The sequence below is a fragment of the Verrucomicrobiales bacterium genome (genome assembly GCA_016793885.1).
GTDB lineage: Bacteria > Verrucomicrobiota > Verrucomicrobiia > Limisphaerales > UBA11320 > UBA11320.
In genome coordinates, this window is sequence record JAEUHE010000016.1 from 1 (window position 1) to 21,053 (window position 21,053).

Consider the following 21,053-nt stretch of genomic DNA (forward strand, 5'->3'; position numbering starts at 1 on the left):
TTTTGGTCTGGATGCCGTACGGACATCACCCCCGTTCGCTCGACGAACTTTAGCCGACCCCCGACGGCATCCAGACCGCTTGCTTTGCGGATATGCACACTCAACTGCCGGCGCTCAATACGCCTCGCACTATACGATCTGCAACCCGCTTTGCTTTGGTCACCAACAACCTATGCAAATGAAAACAGATACCCATCCTGACTCGTCTGTCCAATGGGCCGCTCTCATCGGTTTCGACTGGGGCGACTCCAAACACGCTGTGGCCATTCGGCCCAAAAATCAAGCCCTGGAGACCTTGGACTTACCGCATTCAGCGGAAGCTCTCCACGCCTGGCTCGATGAGCTCGAAAAGCGTTTCGGCGGTCAACCCGTCGCTATCGCCATCGAGGCCACTCGAGGTGCCGTTGTCTATGCACTGATGGAGCGCCCCTGGATTCATATCTTCGCCATCCACCCGGCCTCCAGTCATCATCACCGCCGCACTTTCCGTCCCTCAGGCGCTAAGGATGATGCCCCTGACGCGCTAGTGCTCCTTTCGCTCCTGGAACACCATCAGGACCGGTTGCATCGGTTAATCGCCGACGATGAAGCCACTCAAAGTCTACGCGGCCTCGCCGAGGCACGCCGCCACGCGGTTGACCGACGCACCCGCCTAAGCAACCAGCTCACCAGCACTCTCAAGGACTATTTCCCCCAAGCGCTCGAGCTCTGCGGTGAGGTGGTCTCAGCCCCAATGGCACTGGACTTTATTGACAAGTGGCCTTGCCTAGCGGACCTCAAATCAGCCAAGCCAACAACCATCCGCCGCTTTTACCAGGCTCACAATGTTCGTTCCTCCCAACTCATCGACCAACGCCTGTCTCACATACAAGCCGCCAAGCCCTTGATGCGTAACCAAGCTCTCATCGATATCAAGATACGAATCGTACGCCTGTTGGTTGCCGAATTGAGAGTCCTTCGAGAACACATCGAGGGCTTCGAGGATGCGATTGCTACAGGCTTTGCCAACCACCCAGAGCGTGCACTCTTTCGGGGATTGCCAGGAGCGGGAGCCAACCTCGCCCCTAGGCTTTTGACACTCTTTGGAACCGATCGTAGTCGCTACTCAAGTGCCACGGAGCTTCAGCGTCTGAGTGGGGTAGCCCCAGTTACCGAGCGTAGTGGAAGCCATTGTTGGGTGCACTGGCGATGGAATGCGCCCTGGTTTTTGCGTCAAACCCTCATCGAGTGGGCGGGCCAAACTATAAAGTTCTGCGCCTGGGCCAAGGCCTACCACGAGCAGCAGAAAGCTAAGGGCCAAAGCCACTGGGCTATCCTCCGTTCGTTGGCCTTTAAATGGTTGCGGATACTCTGGAAATGCTGGAAATCCAACACCTCTTACGATGATGAGTTGTATCTAAAACAGCTCGAACAACGCAAAGCTCCCATCGCAAAACGCGCTCGCCAGATCGCTCAAGAAATGGCGGCCTAACCTAAAAAATACCTTGATTGGTTCACCTCAGCTGTTGGCTACTTTCTGTCAACCCTGCGGGTTCCAGCGTCCGACCACCACGGCGAGGAGCTAGCGTGTGGCTCATCAGGTTTAATCTCTATTGTGGGAGGTAAAAAAGTGGCCTTAGGACCTCATCCTTTTCCTTCCTCATGCTCATTGTGTGCCTCACTGGCGGTACAGGATCCTTTGCAGCTCCAGGGCTCGGGACTGCTTCGGGTTTAGCTGAAGCGCCCGTTCGACATAGCGTTTGGCCTCGTCGCGTTGCCCCAGTTTCGCCAGCGCATCGGCCAGCAAGGCGCAGGTGCCGGCATCCTGCGGATTGTAACGCAGGGCTTCGCGGAAGCTTTCAACGGCGTGGGTGGAATCTCCCGATCGAGACAGGGCGATTCCGAGATTGTGATGAACTTGCGCCGAGTCCGGTTTCAGAGCCACCGCCTGACGCAGGGTTTGGATGGCCTGAGTCCACTGTTGCTGGCACAACAGCGCCAGCCCTAGTTGCGCCTGGCCGTTAAACGAATCCGGTGTGAGCTCGAGATGGCGGCGCAGAGCCTGCTCCGCTTCCTCGCAGCGTCGTTGTTGCAATCGCAACCGGCCCAGCAGGAGGTGGGGGTTCGCGTCGGACGCAAAGCGTGTCGTTAACTGGGTGATCAGCTGCTCCGCCTCAGCGAGGCGTCCTTGCGACAACAGGCTGTTGGCTCGATCCTCTTCTGCGGCCGATCCTTCCTTGAACCTGAGCACCTCTCTGAGGAATGGATCCGGCCAATCCGGGGGGCGGGGTGCCGCCAGGCCTTGCTGTGAGAGACGTTGGGCATCCTCCGACCGCCCCTGGCCCAGACGCACTTGCGACAGAAGTAACACGGCAGGACGGGCGGTGTAAGAGTTCGTGACGCAGGCGTTGAGCAGGGCTTCAGCCTCAGGCCATCGTCGTTGGGAGTGCTCGATCCTCGCCAGGGCGAGCCGGGCGCCCGCGTGGTGCGGGCTATCTCGGATGAGGCTTCCTAGTTCATTCGCCGCCTCACTCGGTCTGCCCACTTCGAGCAATGAGCGAGCCAGGAGAAATCGGGAGACTTCGCGCAGTTCCGAATTGGTCGCTGTTCGGATGGCTTCTCGAAGATCCGATAAGGCGCTCTCGGTTTGCTCCAGGAGGTTGAGGGAGCCCGACAAATGCCACCATCGCTGTTCGTTGGGTTGGAGACGCTGAGCTTCACGATAACAAGCGAGTGCTGCCTCGTTCAGCTCTGCCGCTTGATAGGTTTGTCCCAGCCTTCCCCAGGACGGCGCTGAAAGGCGATTGGAAACCACTTCCGCTCTCGTGGCCTCAAGCGTACCCTGCCATTCGCGAGACAAACCGTTGGTCGGGATGGTTGGGATGGGCGGGGGTGCTGTTGTCTGAAGAGAACATCCGCTCTGAAGACCCATGAACGCTCCCCACAGACTCACCCACGAAACGAAGCTTCGGATATTCATCGGGCGGGGAGTTGAGGTGGCAGCGTTCTCCCGGTTCCACGCCGGAGGACGAGAGTTCGGTCGGCAGCACTTCCCGGGAAAGATTCCAACGAGCCATCAGCCCAGATGACTTCCATCGATTCGACCGAAGCCACCGCACCAAGTCCGAAATGCAGGGTCGGTTCGTGACTTGAGAAATAGCCGGTGGCGGGCTGAAGCACTTGGATCCATGAGCCCTGCGAGCATCGGATCGAAACCTCCGCCCCGATGGCATCGCGTGAGCCGGAATTGGGCTCCAGCAGGCGCAGCCTGAGCCAATGTCCGGTGGGAGGCTTGATGCCCCGATAGATGCGCACCGGCCCTCCGACCGGGCTGACTATCAGATCCATCGCTCCATCCTGGTTCAGGTCCGCACTGGCCAAGGAACGTCCCACCATCGCCTGGCCACAGAACGACGGATGCTCTGAAGATCGATCCGCGAAGCTGCCTCGCCCGAGGTTCATGAAAAGCTGAGGTCTCTGGGCATACCGCCCCCAGAAGGCGGCGGTTCCTGATTGGAGGGGTGTTTGTCCGGGTAGGCTGTGTCGCACCAGGCCGTTCACCAAAGCGAGATCAAGATCACCATCCCAATCAAAGTCGGCCGCTACGGTTCCGAATCCTGTCCCGCGCCAGGCCTGCTGCTGGAGCCCGGTCGTGGCCAGTCGCTCGGCATACAGCCCGCGAGTCTCCTGACGCCAGAGCCCATGAAGCTCGTCGCTGAGATGGGTGACGAAGAGATCCGCCAGCCCGTCGCGATCGAAGTCTCCGTAGGCAGTGCCCATGTTCGCGGCGGTTTGGCCCATGGCGTTGAGTGCCAGCCCGCGAGGAACCGCCTCTTCTAGGAAAGTGCCGTCGCGTCGATTGATGAACAGGCGATTGGGACGTCCATCGTCCGCACAAAAGATGTCGGGCCAGCGGTCTCCATCGAAGTCCGCGCACACCATTCCCAACGCCGCCCCTCGCGCTCCCAGCAAGCCTGCACGCTCGCTTTCGTCGCTGAACCGAATGGGAGCACCGGCTTTGACAGTGGTGTTCCTCCAGAGACGGGTTGGCAGGGGTCCGAAGGAGCTGGGACTGCAGAAGTCCCGTTGTCCCCGCGAGTCGCGGCACAGCTGGGTGGGATCCAGATCGAGATAGTTTCCGATGACCAGATCCAGGCGTCCATCGCGGTTGTAGTCCATGAGGCTGGCAGTGGCTGCCCAAAACGGATTGTCGACTCCGCTCTCCCGGGTGACGTCTTGGAACCGACCCTGCCCCAGATTCTGGAACACTTTGGACCCGAGGTATTCCGCGATGACCAGATCCGGCAACCCATCATTGTTTAGATCGCCGGCGGCAACTCCCATGGCACGGCTGCGGAGGTCGAGGCCTGATCCCGAGGACACATCCAGGAAGGTTCCGTCGGGCTGTTGACGATAGAGCTGATGCCGAGCCTCGGAGGCCGTGGTTGCATCGGTGTGCTGCAGGAGAAGGAGATCCATCCGGCCGTCCTGATCGAAGTCGAACACGGCAATCCCACTCCCCATTTGTTCGGGCATGAAGTAGTTGGTGCCGGCACGTTGGATGAAGCGAACTCCGGATTGCTCAGTGATATCCTCGAACCAGGGACCCGATTCGGGCCGTGACGACCCTGCTCGGAAGCTCCCTGAGTCGGAAGGGGCAGGGCGGCACGCCACCAAAAGGCATGCGAGGGACAGCAAGGAAATGGGCAGAGCAGACGCCATCACGCCCAGCGCCATCCCGGCTTTCGAATCATTTGGAGGCACTGCTTCACGTCCAGACCTGCTTGTGCCATTTGTTCCCATCCGGCACGACGGGCGTTCCAGAGTTTCGATTCGGCGGGACTCGGTGTGTGCGGCTTGTCATGGGGCACCTGTTGGCCGACCAGCAGAGCGAGATACCCGTCCATCCCGAACGAATTTGAAGGGTGAAGCAGCTGTGCGCCGGCGACCACGCTGGGGCCGTTCTCCCGATAGAACTGGACCAGGAATTCGGCTCCATGGAGCTGCGTGTCATGGCGACAGGCCTGCCAGAACGGTGTGTTCAAGCGGGTGTTGAACTTATAATGGATGGCCAGGAAATCGCGGATGTCATCCCAGGCCTGCGTGTTGTACCGATTGTACAGCTCGATCAGGGTAGGGGACGGTGCGCACTCGCTGTCGATGAGGGAGTCCGCCAGAGTGCTGGCCTCCACGCAGATCACCTGCAGCGCCGTGGCCTCCAGGGGTTCGACGAACCCGGCCGAATTCCCAACCGCCACGACGTTCTTGACCCAGAGGCGTTGATGGCGTCCGCTGCGAAACCGCACCACCCGAGGTGTGTTGGAGACTTTCGGGTTCTTCTGCAGGAATTCCTGGAGCGCCGCCTCGTCGCTGATCGCCCCGGAGGAATACACATAGCCGCGGTTGATCCAGTTTTCGTGCTCGATCTGCCAACACCAGCCGCAGTCCATTGTCTCGGCTACCGTGTAGGGGCGTATCGGCTCCGTGGTTCGCGACCAACCGCCGATGACGGCGCGATCGCAGAACAGAGCATCCGTGTAACTCAGCACCGGTTCGCCCAGAGCGCCGCCCAGGAGTTCGGAGCGGAAGCCACTCGCGTCGACATAGAGGTCCGCGGTGTAGCGGGTCTGGTCTTGGCCCACCAGCGCGGCGATTCCCTCAGGTCCGGTCTCAGCCCGCACCGTGGCGTCGATCACCTGCACGCCGAAGTCGCGCGCCCGATTCTCCAGCCACCCGACTAGCTTCTGGTTTTCAATGTGAAAGGCGTGGTTGTTGTGGATCTGCAGGAGGCCATCGGGCCGTCGCGGGAAAGCCTTGTCCTTGGCCATGAACGTCGAGACCGGCCCGCACCACGGCGACTCCGGGTCAAAGAAGAACCCGTTGTTTCGGGAGAGATCCGGCTGACGTTTTTCGAACTCGTAAGCGAACGTGTAATAGAAGCCCTTGGAGGGACCCCACAGAAAGTGGATGCCTAACTTCCAAGTCGGCTCAGCTTCGCTGTAAAACTGTTGCGGCTTGAGTTTGAGGTAATCAAAGAAGTGTTTGGGGAATGCGGCGGTGGTGCCTTCACCCACGCCTATTACGCCGATATCCGGGCTCCGGATGACCGTTACCTGAAGGTGAGGGAGTTTGCGCTTCAGGGTGAGCGCGGCCATGAAACCAGCACTTCCGCCGCCCAGGATCGCCACACTCTGGATCCGTTGTTGGGGGGTTGACATGGGGGTATTCTGGCAAGACCGGATGGCTGTAGCAAGCCTGGCGAGGGTGGTTGGGAAAGTGAGGGTGTAAGACGGATTTAGGGAACTCCGCCGAAGACTGTTGAACCTCAAAGGCGAGGACACACGCTGGAGGGCTGGAAGCCCACACCATCGCGGGGAAGCTCGCCGCTCAATTTAAGCTGAATCCCACCCAGGCCCATCCCCCTGTCTCATCAATCTCCAAACGGACAAATTGACAGTTCAGCTGATTTCGTGTATCACATTCTCGACCCACATCCAACTAGCCAATCAATGAATTGATTGATGACTGGCGGCTTTTAGCTGCGAGGCGTTGTTCTCGTCCGCGCGGTTTTCCGCTGCCTCAGATAGGTCGAAGGTCGATTCGCCTCGAGTGATGGTCGTTGGATCTGGGAACAGAAAACTGTCAGGTCTTAATCACTGCACTATGAAAAAGTATCGACGTAACTGTCCTCTCCCGCCGTCCCCCGGCGGGCTTCCTCTGATCACTGCGGCGTTGATCAGTTTAGGATTTGTATCGGCTAGCAGCGCCCAAGTTCAAAACGCTGGAGATCTTCTGGTGAACTTGGACGCGACCACGTTGGAGGAAGGTTCCCTCAGCACCATCTCCAACACCGGCTCCCTGGGTGGGGTCTTCGAAGCCCGGGGTGGAGAGGGCACCATTCCCACGGTCGCCACCGAAGGTGGCACCAAGGGTATCCGCTTCGATGGTTCGGACTTCATGCAGTTGGTCGATGCGGCTGGCGGGACACTGCTTCCTCCTCCCGACGGTCTGGTGGGGGTCGATCCCACTCGATCGATTGAGGTGTGGGTGTTGAATCCCGATGTGGCCAACGAAGAGACCATGGTCTCTTGGGGTAAGCGCGGTGGTCCCGATGGGACGAACGTTTCGTTCGGTTACGGATCTGATTACCGATGGGGTGCCATGGGGCACTGGGGTGGGGATGGTCCTGATCTGGCCTGGGACAACAATGGCGGGAATCCGACCCCCAACAAGTGGCATCACTTGGTTTACACCTATGATGGGACCATGAGCCGGGTGTATGTGGACGGTAAGTTCGCGAACTCGGAGTTTTTGGGGGCCGGGCGCATCAACACGCATGCAGGAACCTCCCTGTGTCTGGCCACTCAGCTTGAAGGCGACGGGGTCACCCAAACCGGCGGTCTCCGGGGCTCGCTGACTTTGGCCCGGGTGCGTATTCATGACGAGGTGCTCACGCTCAATCAGATCAAGAATAACTACGACGTTGAGAAGGCCGCGTTCGTGGATCCGGCACCTGCTGGAACCATAGCCCCGGAACGCCTCTCCGTTGCTCCAGTCAATCGGTATTCCTTCAACGACGCACCCAGTTCGGACGCCTCCAATTCGGTGATCACTGACTCCATCGGTGAGGACGACGGTGTGGTTTTGGGGTTGGGCACGGAATATACCGGCAGCCGTCTGCGGCTCTCCGGCGGTGGTTCTGGAGACTCTGGTTATGGGGATTTGCCCAACGGTCTCTTGTCCCGACACGGTGCCGCCAACGGCGGCTCCGGGGAGTTTAGCATCGAGGGCTGGATTCGCCATGTCGGCAGCCAGACCTGGTCGCGCATTTTCGACTTCGGTTCGACGATTGGCGGTGAGGTGACTGCTCCAGGCGGGGGTGGCGAGGGGCGTGACTATTTGATGTATACCCTCCAGAACGGCGATGACGTGAATACGCGCCAAGTCGAATTGCGCAATGAGGATCCGGGTGGTGGCGGAGTGGCCACGGCAGCTCACTCTACGGCTACTTTCAACACGGATCTTCATTTCGCCGTGACGTGGAATGAGGCCACCGGGCTGATCACGGCGTACGAGAACGGCAGGAGAGTCGCCAGCTTGACGACCGACGACCCGATGAGCGACGTTAACGACGTCAACGTGTGGCTCGGCCGCTCGAATTGGACCGCCGATCGCAACGCCCAGGCCGAGTTTGACGAAGTTCGGATGTATTCCCATGTTCTGACACCGGGCGAGGTGGTTGGGAACTTCTTGGCCGGTCCCGAGGTTCTGAACAACGCGGATACCCCGGCCAGCATCCTGAGCCATCCTACCAGCCGAACTGTTCCTGATGCCACCGAGGTCACGTTCCGTGTGGCAGCCAGCGGATCGACTCCGATCACCTATCAGTGGTTGCGGAATGGGGCCGAGATCGCTGGTGCGACCGCTCCGAGCTATACCTTCGTGGCGACTTCGGGTGACAACGGAGCCCAGTATTCCTGCCGCGTTGTCAATATCGTCGCCGGGAATCCCGTGGCGGTGACCAGCACGCCGGCAACGCTTACGGTTCAAGGCGATGCAATCAGCCTGCGCCATCGGTACAGCTTCAACGAAGAAGCGGGTGCGACCGAGACGGTCGACGCTCTCGGCGGTGCCCCAGGGCTTCTGGTGGACGGTGCTTCCATGACTGGAGACGGCCAAGTCACGCTCGATGGTGTCGCCAGCTATGTCAACCTCCCCAACGGGATCATCTCCGAGCTTGGCAACGCCACCTTGGAGTTTTGGACCACCTCCACGGCGAACGCCATCTGGTCGCGAGTCTTCGACTTCGGTGCCAGTGTCGAAGGTGAGGATCTCCAGGGGACGGGTCAGGAATTCTTGTTCTTCACTCCGAAGATGCCCGCTGGTTTCCCGCGGTTCATCGCCAACGCGCCCGGTGGCGGCGGTGATACCACCACGATGAACATGCAGGGATCCTTCCCGCTCAACGAGGAGGTTCACTTGGCAGTCACCTACAGCTCGACCGCCCAGATTGCTCGACTCTATCTGAACGGAGAGTTGATGGCCTCGGCGCTCGCAACCTTCCCGCTCAACACGCTGAGCGACGTGAACAACTGGCTGGGGCGCTCCCAGTTCCGTGATGCCTACTATGCGGGCAGCTTCAACGAAGTCCGCATCTATGACGGCGCCATGAGCTCGGTTCAGATCGCCGCGAGCTTCGCGGCTGGCCCCAACGCCACCATCGGTGAGGCTCGGCCTTCCTTGGCCCTGACGACGGGCGCCGGTGGATCGGCCTCTCTCCGCTGGCCTGCCGCCGCAGCCGGTTACAAACTGGAATCACGGAGCTCCTTCGCTCCTGGCACGAGCTGGGAAGAAGTCACCACGGCCCCCGTGGTCGACGGAGCTTCCCTGAAACTGGATATCAATACCGCCTCCGGCACGAAGTACTATCGGCTGAGCAAGTAACTCAAACGTCGAGGGGTCCTTCCCGCTCGAGCCTTTCAAACCGCCGCTTTCTCCGGAAGGCGGCGGTTTTTTAATGAGTAGGATGTGCCCGGACCCGCAGGGCTAAGCCTAAAACCGAGAATGGATTAACCACGGACTTCACGGATGACACGGATTAAGAAGGCATTGTGACATTCTTGAGCACAAGTTCGCACTCCCTCTGAGGATGATGAGGGTCTTCCTTCCAAGTTTTTGCGGATCCGGTTACTGTCATCCGTTCAATCCGTGGTTTCCATTTTCCTTTTACGTTTAAAGCGCTTAGCTGGAGTAACAAGGCGCTATGGACTGCGGAGACACGTCTCCGCTTTTCCTGCGGGTAGCGGAATGGCTGTTGGCGTGACTCTTTAAACGCGCGCGTTGGAGGTATGAGCTGGAGCGACGGAATAGCGGTTAGAATCGGGCCGCACCCTGTGCGTCAACTGTAACCTTGAGCGCCTGATCAGGGACCGTAATCGTATACTCCTTCCCTTGGGGCCATTTGATCCAGAGTCGACGGGCCGTCGGTGCGGGTGAGGCCAAGATCTGAACAGCACTATCCTGCGACCAATATCCTGTCCCGGCATGGACTTGTTTGATGGGGCCTTGCCACTGATCCGTTGATAATCGGAGCAGAACACCAATTCCCAATGGGTTTGTGACGGGGCCGTTTAAAGAGACTCGAAGTCCTGGTCGGCCCTGTGAGTTGCGGAAGAGCCGCGTTTCACCTCCGTTTTGACCGACCGCTAGGTCGGGTCGACCGTCCTGATCATAATCACATGCAGCGGCCCCGCGTTGTTCCCCATAGACCATAATTCCACTTTCCACCCCATCGAGTGGGTTGAAACCACCGCGCCCGTCTCCGAGTAAACACAGTCCACGTCCGGCATCGTAGCGAGGGGTGTCACCGTCGACGGCGAAGAAATTCTGAGCCAGAAACACGTCTTCGTTTCCGTCGCCATTGAAGTCTGCCACCACCACGCCGAAGGCGGGACTCATCTGCGCTTCGATCGGAAGCGTGCGCGGCTCGAAGTGATCGCCCCGATTCAGGAATACGGTGGTTTCGAGCCAGGTGGCTTGGAGCATTCGCGATCCCTGGGTGCGCTCGCCTAGAATGTCGGCAACCCCGGCGCTCGAGAAGGAGGTGTAAGTAGGATACTGCTCGATCACCCATGGCAGCGACTTCGCGGCCACGAAGGTGCACCAAGGAACCCACTTGCGCAGGCCGACGTCCAAATAGGCTTCCATCGTGTCCAGTTCCGGCCGATCCGTCCAGGTTCCGAAGTAAATCCTTAACCCGTGCTTCCGGTAGTCCTGGTACTTGCTGTTGGCCCCCCAATTGGATCCGATCAGATCCAGGCGACCATCGGCATCGAAGTCTCCACACGACACGCCATTCCAGAATCCGGTCAGCGTGGCAAAGCCGAGTTCTCGGCTCACGTTGCGCAGTCGGCCGGCCTCATTTTTGAAAACTTTAATCGACCCCCAGTCGCACGCGACCACGAGTTCGGGGAACGAGTCGCCGTCCAGATCGGCGAAGACGGCACCGTTCACCAGGCCGACTAGACCCAATCGCCTCGAATTCTCCCGATCCACCTCGAAGCCGGCACCGGTGCCTCGGAATAGCAGTGAGGATGTCGACTCCGGGTAGCGCCCGGCGAGGACGCGTCCCCCGACGAAGAGGTCCAATAGTCCATCTCCATCCACGTCCGCCAGAGCCAACGGTCCTACGGAGATTTCCCAGGCGGGGAAGAGGTCCTCCTCTTTCCCGCGCAGCACATCCAGGGTCCGCACGCAGTGGCCGGCCGCCACGCCGTCCTCGTAGTTGGCGCTTCCGGCGAGCAGGGCAAAACTTCCATCGGCCCGTCTCCAGCCCAGTAGTGAAGTTTGATCGCGATCATTGGTGTGGGTGAGCAGCGAACCGCCAGCTCGAACAAAGCCTCCTTTGGAGTCGTTTCGATAGAGCGCGGTCTGTCCGCCCGCGCCAGAGCCGATCACCAGATCTTCCCATCCATCTCCATCGAAGTCCACCCAGCTGAGTCCTGGCCCTCCCTGACTGAGCCGACGTGAGAGCAGGGGTTGTCGTTCGAAATCATCGAACCGGGCGTCCACATGGACGTGTGCAATTGCTGAAGAGATGTCCGTGAACAGACGGGGAGGATTCGGAGTTGGCTTCGGCGGCGGTGGTACCCCTTGGGGCTCTTCGATCTCGACTAGGGTGTTGGGCAACGCTTCGGTTACCTCGCTCAGGTGGCCGCTGCGCCAGAGTACCTGGATTCGGAGTCGGTTGGTCATGCTCCCAGCCGCAAACATGCGGACCGTGTCGTCCGACGACAAGTAGCGGCCGCCTCCGATCATCTCTTGCGATTGGGGCACTGGACCGCCGGTGACCTTAATGCGTGCACCAATGCCCCGCGTGTTGGGCGCGAGCCCTTTAAGTCGCACGCTCAAGCGAGGAGCGACGCACTCATTTCGATATACCCCGGCACCATCGTTTAAATGATTGACCAACAAGTCGAGATCTCCGTCGTCATCCAAATCCGCGAGGCACATCCCATGGCTGATTCCGACGTAGTCAAATCCCCAGTCCCGGGCCTGGTCCACGAAGGTCAGGTTTCCCATGTTGCGAAAGGCCTGGTTGGAAAGCGCGAGGGTCGGGTAGTGCAGCTTTTTCAAATCCCGATGTTCTGCATCGGAAAGCCGTTTTCCTTTTCTCGCCTCTAAAATCCGGGCTACCGAGTCCTCGTTGAGGGAGTCCCGGTGGTGTCCCGTGGTGATGAACACATCCTCAAATCCATCCAGGTCAAGATCCAGGAACAGCGGCATCCAGGACCACTCCGTGGCGCTCAAACCAGCGAAATGCGAGATCTCGGCAAACGTGCCATCACCGCGACCTCGGTAGAGGGTATTTCTTCGATACTGTGGGCGGTTGTCGACCTTGCCCACGGGGAGGAACATGGACTGAAGCCCGGCCATCTGGACCTTGCGCCGCTGGTGGTCGCGGCTGAGCATATCCACGACGAAGAAGTCATCATGGCCGTCTCGGTCGAGATCGGCAAAATCGAGGCCCATGCTAAACCGGCTGGTATTGCGCACCGCCAACGTTGACATTGCCTGGAACTTTCCTGCGCCATCGTTGATCCAGATGCGATCAGGCGGAAAGAGGTCGTTGCAGATGTACAAGTCCGGAGCCCTGTCCCCGTTCACATCGCGAAACATCACCGACAACCCGAAATCATAAGGAGGAAGAGCTAGTTGGTTGCCTTGCTCGTCTCGAAACCTCCCGTCGGTCCACCCCAACGGGCGGAAGTGTCCCTGCCCGTCGTTCAGGTAGAGGACATCCGGCTCGCCCAACTCTCTCACAATCTTGTCGGGATCGATGAAGTAGCGGTTGGTCAACTCGGGGGATGTCAGGGGAACACCATCAATCGCCGTCAGGTTCAGCACCCCGTTGATGGTGGAGGTGGTAAAGCGTGCGTTCGGGCGATCCTCAATCTTGGTGGTGGCGTAATTAGCCACATAGAGGTCGAGGGTTCCATTGCCGTCGATATCACCCAGGGCCATGGAGGTGCTACCAAAACGCTTGAGCAATCCGCTTTCCTGCGATTCGCTAAAGCGTCCTTTGCCGTCGTTGACCAGCAGTCGCGTGCCGGTGCCCAACGAGTTGACGAGCAGGTCCAGGTCGCCATCACCGTCGATGTCCCCAAACGATGCCCCGGTGGAGTGGGATCCTTTGCAGGCAACTCCGGCCGCGTCCGTGATGTTTTCGAACTTCCAGCCACCCAGATTGCGCCATAGCTGGTTTCCCCGTTCCAGCCCGCAGAAATAGATGTCGCATCGTCCGTCTCCGTCGACGTCGCCGGCCGCGACTCCCGCACCGCTGGTCAGGAGGGAACTCTCCATCGCTTTGGCCTCCGACAGTTCGTTGGTAAAGGAAATTCCGGTGACGGCGGAGCTCAGGCGGGTCAAGCGAGGGGTGGCGGCCGTGCTGGGCACGGACAGATCCTGCGATCGCCAGCCAGATGCTCGTCGCCACTCCTGGGACGTTGCTGAGATACCGGTTTCCGCACTCAGGACGAGCAGGGATAACACTGCCACGATTTTCATTGAGGGAAGCCTCGCACGATTGCTGAGGCGGAGGCAAATCTTCTGGTTTCTCTGACCGCCCCATTCAGACCTTTGGATGTCCCCCCAAAAAAAGAGCCCGGAGGATGTCCTCCGGGCTCGTGTCGTTTCAGAGAGTTCTATCGGCAAATCCTCGTTTAGGGCACGCGGATCCGTCCGAACTGACGGGCCTCTGTTGGGGTGAAGGTGAACGGGCTGGCAGCTCCTTCGACCGTGGCCCACGGTCCGTCTAGGCTGGTGGCAGCCTCGAGCACTCCGGGTCCGGTCCAACTGAGGGTCACAGTGCCGTTGCTGTTCGCCTGGATGCTGATCACCGGGCGGTCTGCACCGGTCACCACCACCTCACGTGAGGTGGCGACTCCCAGCGGGTTGGTGACGACCATTTTGTATTTGGCACCCGCCTCGGAGTCGTCCAAAGCCGGAGTCGTGTAGACCCGGTAAGTGGCTCCAGGAATGGCGACATTGTTTCTAAACCACTGAACTTTCGCTGGGATGAGCCCAGAGAAATCAGCGGTGAAGGTGATGGGTTGCCCAGTGACCAGCGGAGCATCCGTCGGCTCGAGTGTGATCGCGGGGGCGGTCAGGTCGAAGCAGTTGATGCGCACGTCGTCGATCCAATGGTTGTCGTTGGCGCCGCCGGTTGAGGCCGCGAAGGAGAACGAGGCATCACGCAGTCCTTGGAATCCGGGCAGGTTGGCGCGGATCACCATTCCGTCGAAGTTGAAGACCGCCTCGCCTTCGGGGCTCACCAGGGCCTCCACGTCGACGAATTCGTTGGCACGAATTGCAGCTTTGGAAGTGTGCATGTAGGCCACGCGCGCCCCTTTCCACTTCATCTCGATGCCGGTATCGGTGCCGTCGGCGCAATCGCCGCAGCCGTTGTCAAAGGTATCAACGGTCACGCTCAGTCCCGTTCCGTTGCCTTCGGTATTCCCAATGTCGTTGCGTACTCCGGGCCCCCAGTTGAAGCTGTAGCCATCGGCACCACTGTTTTCGCCGCCGCCTACCAAGGTGCGCCAGCGAGCCTGGAGACGATCCAGATTCTCAGTGCCACTCTGGTTCGGAATCCAGAAGACGCCCGTCACTCCCGCCTGTCCGGCATCGGTCAGGTGGATGATACCATCCGTGCCGGTGCCACCTCCGACCGTGGCAGCGCCCCGGATCGTTGTTCCTTCCGGCAGCGCATTGTCCGAGAAGTCCTCGCAGAACGCCCCGTAGGTCCGAGGTGTGGAAGTGACTCGAAGCACGGCATTCTGGCTGGTCGCGGTGCTGAAATCATTGCTCACCACGACCGAGACAACCGCTCCGTCCTGGGCGAGGGTGGTGATGGCGGTCGTGAACGTTCCTGCAGTCGCTCCGGGCACGGGCACCCCATTCAGCAACCATTGATATCGGTGAGGATACGTGCCGTCCGCAGCTACCTTGAACTGCGCAGATGCTCCCACTTCAATGGAGGTGTCGACGGGCTGCGTGGTGATGGCGATGGGCCCCAGGGCAGCACTATTGATGCACACGTCATCGATCCAGGCATCCTCGCTAGCCCCACCCGTGCGGGCGACGAAGGCGTAATTTCCCTTGAGCACGCCGGCTCCGAAGCCAGGCAGTGTCGCCTTCAAAACGATATCGTCATAGGTAAAGGTGGCTTGGCCCTCTGGCGTCACGACCACTTCAGCGTCGACGAATTCTCCTTTGGCGAGGAAGCTCTTGGTGGTCTTTTCGAACGCGACCTGATTCCCCCGCCATTTGATTTCCAAGCCCACGTCGGTGCCGTCACTGCAGTCACCGCAGCCGTTGTCGAAGGTGTCGACCGTAACACTTAATCCAGACCCGTTGCCCTCTTCCGAGCCAGCGCAGCCTGCGGCGACATCCGTTCCCCAGTTGAAGCTATAGCCATCGGCTGCTGATCCCGAGGAAAACACTCTCGACTTCCAGCGGGCGTGGAGGTTGGCGAGGGGGCTTTCGCCGGAGAGGTTAGGAATAAAGAACTGCCCGCAGGCCCCGGTCACTCCGTTGTCGGTGAGCGAAATGATGCCGTTTCCTTCGATGTCCGCGACCTTGGCCACTCCACCCACCGCACTGGGAGCGGGCACCGTTAGGTCGTCAAAGTTTTGACAGAACGCGCCAAACCCGTGGTGGAAGCTGAGCACGGTCGGATTGGGGAGCAGAACGCTGTTGTCTTCACCTGTGACACCGGAGATCGTCACTGTGTAGTCCGCATCGGTGTTTAAGCCGGTGGCCGGCAGCACCACCTCGGCGTGGGTCGCTCCATAGGCAGCTGCAGCCAAGGTCACTCCGTTGTCGACTGAATAGGTTCCATCGAGTTTAACTGGCTTGCTGAAGCGAACGGCCAGCTGATTGTTACGTCCCGCGGTGGATGCGGAGAGGGCCAAGGTGCCGGGGCTCACGCTAAGCGTGGCATTGTCGGATTTCACGGCCGTGGCGGTTTCCGAATTCTTGATTTCGGCATAGTAGACCGATCCGTTCATGTCCAAGGTCGCAGGAGGCGTGGTGTAGGTGGGCTGGTTGGCTCCCGGAAGAGGGGAACCATCCTTGAACCATTGAATGGCAAAATCTGGTGTCCCCTCCAATTTCAGAGAGAACGTTACAGTCTTCGTCTCGGTCACCGACTGGTTCGTCGGCTGTTCGACGATTTGCACGGGGCCCGGGGTGAAGTTCGCGTAGATCTGTAGATTTTCGATCCAGTGGGTTTCGGTGGCTCCTCCGGTCCTGGCTCCAAAGGCGAACCTACCACCGGAGATCGGCGAGTAGTTCACAGCCACATGGTCGAAGACCACGACATTACTCCACGTCATGCTCAACGTCTGGTCGGCGAAAAGCTCGATGAGCACGTCCACATAGGCGGCATCCGAGGCGCTGGCGGGGGCAGATCCGTACGTCTGCAAAGACACGGGATTTCCTGCGCCATCCAACAAGACCTCGCCGGCGGGGGCTCGGCCGCCTTCCCGGAAAGGATTCGTTTCACCCCCGGTGGACATCGACTGGCTTGCCGCGAGGACATTGCCTCCTAGCACCTCAATGGCAGGAGCAGTGTCCGTACCGTTGTTGTCCCAAGTATCCATGGTAACGGTGATACCTGTGCCGCTTCCTTCTTCGCCGAAGCCACCGCCGGCAACATCGCTCCCGAATGAGAAAGCCATACCATCAGCCGGGCGGACTGTTCCACCTCCGATGGCTACCTTGAATGACACCCGAAAGTTATTGACCGGGTCGCCGTTCAGAAAATCGTCCACGTAGAACCCGCCCTGTTGACCTCCGGCCGTCGAGGTCAGTTTCAGGACGCCGCTGTTGCCCAGACCACCGGAGGTGTCTACCGCGGCCGTTCCCGCCACTGAAGATCCCGCCGGAGTTCCGAACCCGTTAAAATCGCTCGTAAACGAGGCGGCCTCACAAGCCAGGCCCGTTAGGAGTGCGGGCAGCACGCAGGGGATGAATTTTACAATGTAATTAGGTTTCATACTTGATACTAGGTAACTCTTCACAACCTATACCTCACACAAGAGGACCACTCGCAGAGAACACGTCTGCGCGTGTGAGCTAAAGTGAAGTAGTAATAATCTGACGCGACCGTCGTTTGCGGGCAACTAAATAGTGGTCAAGGGGAGTGGAAAATCACCGCTCCGCGGGAGCCGTGAATCGAGGCATTCGAGACCTCGTTCAGATTCTCTGCCGCTGGGTTCTAAGTCGTTACTACTGACCGATGGAGGATCCAGTGGGTAAATTGCCAACTTAACGTGCCCAATGTCACTTAAAGTCGTTGGTGAATCTCGATTTCGCGTCTGCCATCAGGAACCACCGTTTCCGTCACCTGTCCCCCGGGCCACCGCACCCAAATGCGCTGGGGTGCAGCCATGCCGCCTAGGATCTGAACTGGGGCATCTTGAGATCGATAACCTCCTCCCGCATGAATCTCCCGCGCGGGCCCGAGGCGGTGGGGGTCGCCCCACCGGATCACCGCCCCAATTCCTGCGGGATTGGCGGGCGGTCCTACCAGGCGGAGCCTCAGCCCAGGCCTCGCTTGGACGTTCCGGAAGAGCCGTGTCATGCCTCCGTTTTGGCACACCGCCAGGTCCACCCTTCCATCATGGTCATAATCGGCCAGCGCGCAGGCGCGCTGTTCTCCGTAGACTAAAATACCCGCGCGTTTTCCACTCAGGGCTTCAAACCCTCCGCGACCATCCCCTTTCAGCCACAGCCCGCGGCCGGCGTCATCGCGGGCGGCGGGGGGATTTGATCCGAAGAAATTCTGGCTCAAGAACAGGTCCTCATGGCCGTCTCCGTCCAAATCGCCAACGCAGATGCCGAAAGCTGGGGACCATTGGGCCTCCATCGGCAGTCGGCGCACTTCGAATCTGTCTCCCCGGTTCAAGAAGACGGTGGACTCCATCCAGTTGACCTCCAGCTGCTGAGTATGTGCTAAGCGATCGCCTAGCACTTCCTCCACGCTGGCTTGTGCGTAGGAGCTGCGACTGGAGAATCGTTCACGGAGGAAGGGGAGCCGCCGGGCCAGAACATCCAGCATACGGATGGGAACCCATTTTCGGAGTGCCTGGTCGTAAGCAGCTTCCACTCCCTCAGTCCGCCCCTCGCCATTGATGTCTCCATAATATAAACGAACCGCGTTCGTGGCGTGGGACTGATATCCGTGGTTGGATCCCCAATTGGAGGCCACCAGATCCAAGCGCCCGTCGCCGTCGAAATCACCCGCACTCACACCGTTCCACCAGCCCTTGAATCGATTCATGCCCCAGGCTTCCGTCACCTCTTGAAGACGACCACCCTGGTTCTCAAAAATGCGGAGCGAACCCCACTCGCAGGCTAGCACGAGCTCCGCCACGCCGTCCCCGGTCAGATCGGTGAAGATGGCACCGCTGACCAACCCGACCTGCTTGAACACGGCGCTCCGCTCCAGATCCTCCTCAAAGCGATCCTCTACCCGAAGGAGCAACCTGGAGGAAGCCGGCCTTGGATGGTGGCCGGGCAAGCTGCGGCCCCCGACGAACAGATCGGGCCTACCGTCCCCATTCACATCGCCCATGGCCATAGGCCCCGGGTCCATTCCCCAATCGGCCAATCTGACTTGGCTGGTCCCGTTGGTGTGAATCAGCACCAATCCCCCCGATCCTGGTCGTGCCTCCGCCGGCTGACCATTTGCCGCGATGAGCAGGGCTCCGCTCCGAGTCGTCTGTGTCACGAGAACCGAAGCCTGGTCGGAAAGGTTTGTTGCCGAGATCGATGGGAGACCCCACGATTCGAAGCCGCCCCGGCCGTTGTTCCGGCGAACTTCCAACCTTCCTCCCTCTCCCCCAGAGACAACCAGATCCTCCCAGCCATCTCCGTCCACATCGAACCAGGCCGCGCCCGGGCCCAGTTGACTCAGTTTGCGCTCCATCAGTGGCTGGCGCTCAAAATCATCAAAGGACACATCCGTGTGGCGGTGACCCAGCTGGGGCGAGGCGTCTTCAAAAAAGGGCTGTGTTTCCGCAGGTGGGTCCCAGGGGACACTTCCAGACTGGACGACCTCTTCCACCTCATAGGCTCGGTTCGGCATCACGTTGGAGATCACCGTTCTTCCACCCCGCGGCCAGTGCACCGTCAGAGTGAGTTGATTCGAGTTGAGCCCGGTGGCAAACGTTCGGGCCGGGTCATCGGATGACAAGTACCTCCCTCCCGATATGATTTCTTGGGTCTGGCTTACCGGTCCTCCCTCGAGCCTCAAGCGGGCTCCGATCCCAGCGGTGTTGGGTTCCTTTCCCCGGAGTCGTACCAAGACGCGTCCCGCGGGCGTGTTGTTGCGATACACTTCAGCGCGCTGGTTCAGATTGTTGATCGCCACATCCTGGTCGCCATCATTGTCGAGGTCCGCGAGCGCCATCCCGTGAGAAACCCCGATCAGGTTAAACCCCCATGAATCGCTGGTGTCCTCAAAGGTCAGATCGCCTCGGTTTCGAAAGGCGATGTTCGCCGTCGCCAGTCGAGGGAAGAGTTTCCTCGCTTCCAAAATTTCCTGGTTCGTGCGGGTCTTGCCTGCTCGCATGGACTTGAGCTCGTCCGCCACATCCAGATTCCGACCGTCGCGTTCGTTGCCGTTCGTGATCAGCAGATCTTCCCATCCGTCGAGGTCCACGTCGAGGAACGCCGCCGCCCAGGACCATTCGGAGGCGTCAACGCCAGAGTAGCAGGCGATCTCGGCGTAGGTTCCATCGCCTCGATTCAGGGAAAGCGTGTTCCGAGCGTACTGCGGTCGGCTCAGAAACTCTCCCGGGGGCATTAGGACTGCCTTGCGATCCGGAGCGAAGTTCATGCGTCGTCGATGTTCGCGGCTGAGCATGTCGAGGACAAAAATGTCGTCCCACCCATCCCGGTTGATGTCGGCGACGTCGATCCCCATGGAAAAATGGGAAGTCTTTCGGATCGCCAGCTGTGGCAAAGCCCTGAAGATCCCTTTGCCTTGGTTGATCCAGACCCGGTCGGGAGAATCGAAGTCGTTGCAAACATATATGTCGCACCTTCCGTCTTGGTTGAGATCACGGATCATCACGGAGAGGCCCCACTCGTATGGAGGGGCTTTCAGGGGAGCCCCTTCTTCATCTAGAAACCGTCCGGTGGTGAAGGAGACCGGCATGAAACGGCCATCGCCCTGGTTTAGGAAGAGGGCATCGCTTTCTCCCAATTCGTCTATTCCTCCGAATTCGCTCACCCGGTAGCGATTCGCGAGATCGGGCTCGGTCACGGGACGGCCGTTGACGGTCGAGATCACCTGTCGGCCGTTGATTGTTTTCAACCAGAACTTGGTTTGCGGCATGTCCGCTAGCGCGGTTGTCCGATAGTTTGTCACATACAGATCGAGGTCTCCATCCTCATCCAAGTCGCCCGCTGCCATGGTCATGCCAGCTTTCCCGAAATTCAGAGGTGAGGGCTGAGCCTGTAGGGAGAAATGGCCCTGGCCATCGTTTCGAAAGACGCGAGTTTCCTGACCAAACGAACTTAGGATGAGGTCCAGCGTCCGGTCGCCGTCCACATCCAATAGTATGCTGGAGGTCGCATCCAGATCTCGGCAATCCAGCCCTGAATGGGCGGTGACGTTGGTAAACGTCCAGTCGCCCAGGTTTCTAAAGAGGGCGCTGCGGCCACCCAAACCGCAAAAGAACAGATCACACCTGCCATCCCCATCCACGTCCCCGGCTGCAACCCCCGATCCGTTGAAGAGCATCGAATTCGTAATACCCCGGTGTTCTTCCAAAATATTCGTGAAGGAAATGTGCGTCGATTCGGGAGGCATTACGCTGAATCCGACGGAGAAGGGAGGCTCCCGCTCGGGCAGGATGGCAGTCCTTACCCCCGGCTGGGTCTGCCACTGTAGACGTGCCGATGCGCCGAAGGCCGATTTGTCCTTGGGGACCTGCACGAGGACGCAAACCAGGAACAGTTTCATCCAGCCCAGGAACCACTGCCCTAACTGGCGGTGCGCG

The 21,053-nt window shown here is 59.6% G+C and carries 8 protein-coding genes; 2 read left to right on the top strand and 6 right to left on the bottom strand.

All coding sequences use genetic code 11. The annotated features are described in order from the left end of the window. The first annotated feature begins 178 nt into the window (after positions 1 to 178). Positions 179 to 1,471 (top strand): IS110 family transposase, encoded by a 1,293-nt coding sequence (locus JNN07_02120; protein MBL9166519.1) that lies wholly within the window; start codon positions 179 to 181, stop codon positions 1,469 to 1,471. Between the two features lie 186 nt (positions 1,472 to 1,657). Here the strand turns inward: JNN07_02120 and JNN07_02125 are convergent, their stop codons facing one another. From JNN07_02125 to JNN07_02135, 3 genes are read right to left on the bottom strand one after another with little or no spacing between them, the layout of a single operon-like run. Beyond that, the gene (locus tag JNN07_02125; protein ID MBL9166520.1) at positions 1,658 to 2,959 is read right to left on the bottom strand and encodes a tetratricopeptide repeat protein; all 1,302 of its coding nucleotides are present in this window, start codon (positions 2,957 to 2,959) and stop codon (positions 1,658 to 1,660) included. After that, positions 2,956 to 4,743, bottom strand: coding sequence for a CRTAC1 family protein (locus tag JNN07_02130; GenBank protein ID MBL9166521.1), 1,788 nt, complete (start codon positions 4,741 to 4,743; stop codon positions 2,956 to 2,958). Before JNN07_02130 ends, JNN07_02125 begins: the two co-directional genes overlap by 4 nt. Continuing rightward, complete coding sequence (locus JNN07_02135; protein MBL9166522.1) at positions 4,701 to 6,197, bottom strand: FAD-dependent oxidoreductase; 1,497 nt, start codon at positions 6,195 to 6,197, stop codon at positions 4,701 to 4,703. The genes JNN07_02130 and JNN07_02135 overlap by 43 nt, the downstream gene beginning before the upstream one ends. 445 nt (positions 6,198 to 6,642) lie before the next feature. Between JNN07_02135 and JNN07_02140 the strand changes: the two genes are divergently transcribed. Further along, positions 6,643 to 9,423, top strand: coding sequence for a hypothetical protein (locus JNN07_02140; protein ID MBL9166523.1), 2,781 nt, complete (start codon positions 6,643 to 6,645; stop codon positions 9,421 to 9,423). Positions 9,424 to 9,852: 429 nt separating this feature from the next. On the opposite strand, the gene JNN07_02145 is transcribed toward JNN07_02140, so the two are convergent. The 3 genes from JNN07_02145 to JNN07_02155 all read right to left on the bottom strand — a co-directional run bounded on the left by JNN07_02145 (position 9,853) and on the right by JNN07_02155 (position 21,016). Further along, positions 9,853 to 13,545, bottom strand: a complete 3,693-nt coding sequence (locus JNN07_02145; protein MBL9166524.1) for a VCBS repeat-containing protein — start codon at positions 13,543 to 13,545, stop codon at positions 9,853 to 9,855. A 155-nt stretch (positions 13,546 to 13,700) separates the two neighbouring features. Further along, on the bottom strand, positions 13,701 to 17,039 hold the full coding sequence (locus tag JNN07_02150) for a hypothetical protein (protein ID MBL9166525.1): 3,339 nt from the start codon (positions 17,037 to 17,039) through the stop codon (positions 13,701 to 13,703). 290 nt (positions 17,040 to 17,329) lie between these two features. Then, complete coding sequence (locus tag JNN07_02155; protein MBL9166526.1) at positions 17,330 to 21,016, bottom strand: VCBS repeat-containing protein; 3,687 nt, start codon at positions 21,014 to 21,016, stop codon at positions 17,330 to 17,332. Positions 21,017 to 21,053: the final 37 nt, after the last annotated feature.

What these genes read in the sequence shown, in the direction of transcription:
- JNN07_02120 (MBL9166519.1), top strand. Translation starts at nt 179, where the DNA reads ATGAAAACAGATACCCATCCTGACTCGTCTGTCCAATGGGCCGCTCTC.
- JNN07_02125 (MBL9166520.1), bottom strand. Translation starts at nt 2,959, where the DNA reads ATGAATATCCGAAGCTTCGTTTCGTGGGTGAGTCTGTGGGGAGCGTTC.
- JNN07_02135 (MBL9166522.1), bottom strand. Translation starts at nt 6,197, where the DNA reads ATGTCAACCCCCCAACAACGGATCCAGAGTGTGGCGATCCTGGGCGGC.
- JNN07_02140 (MBL9166523.1), top strand. Translation starts at nt 6,643, where the DNA reads ATGAAAAAGTATCGACGTAACTGTCCTCTCCCGCCGTCCCCCGGCGGG.
- JNN07_02145 (MBL9166524.1), bottom strand. Translation starts at nt 13,545, where the DNA reads ATGAAAATCGTGGCAGTGTTATCCCTGCTCGTCCTGAGTGCGGAAACC.
- JNN07_02150 (MBL9166525.1), bottom strand. Translation starts at nt 17,039, where the DNA reads ATGAAACCTAATTACATTGTAAAATTCATCCCCTGCGTGCTGCCCGCA.
- JNN07_02155 (MBL9166526.1), bottom strand. Translation starts at nt 21,016, where the DNA reads ATGAAACTGTTCCTGGTTTGCGTCCTCGTGCAGGTCCCCAAGGACAAA.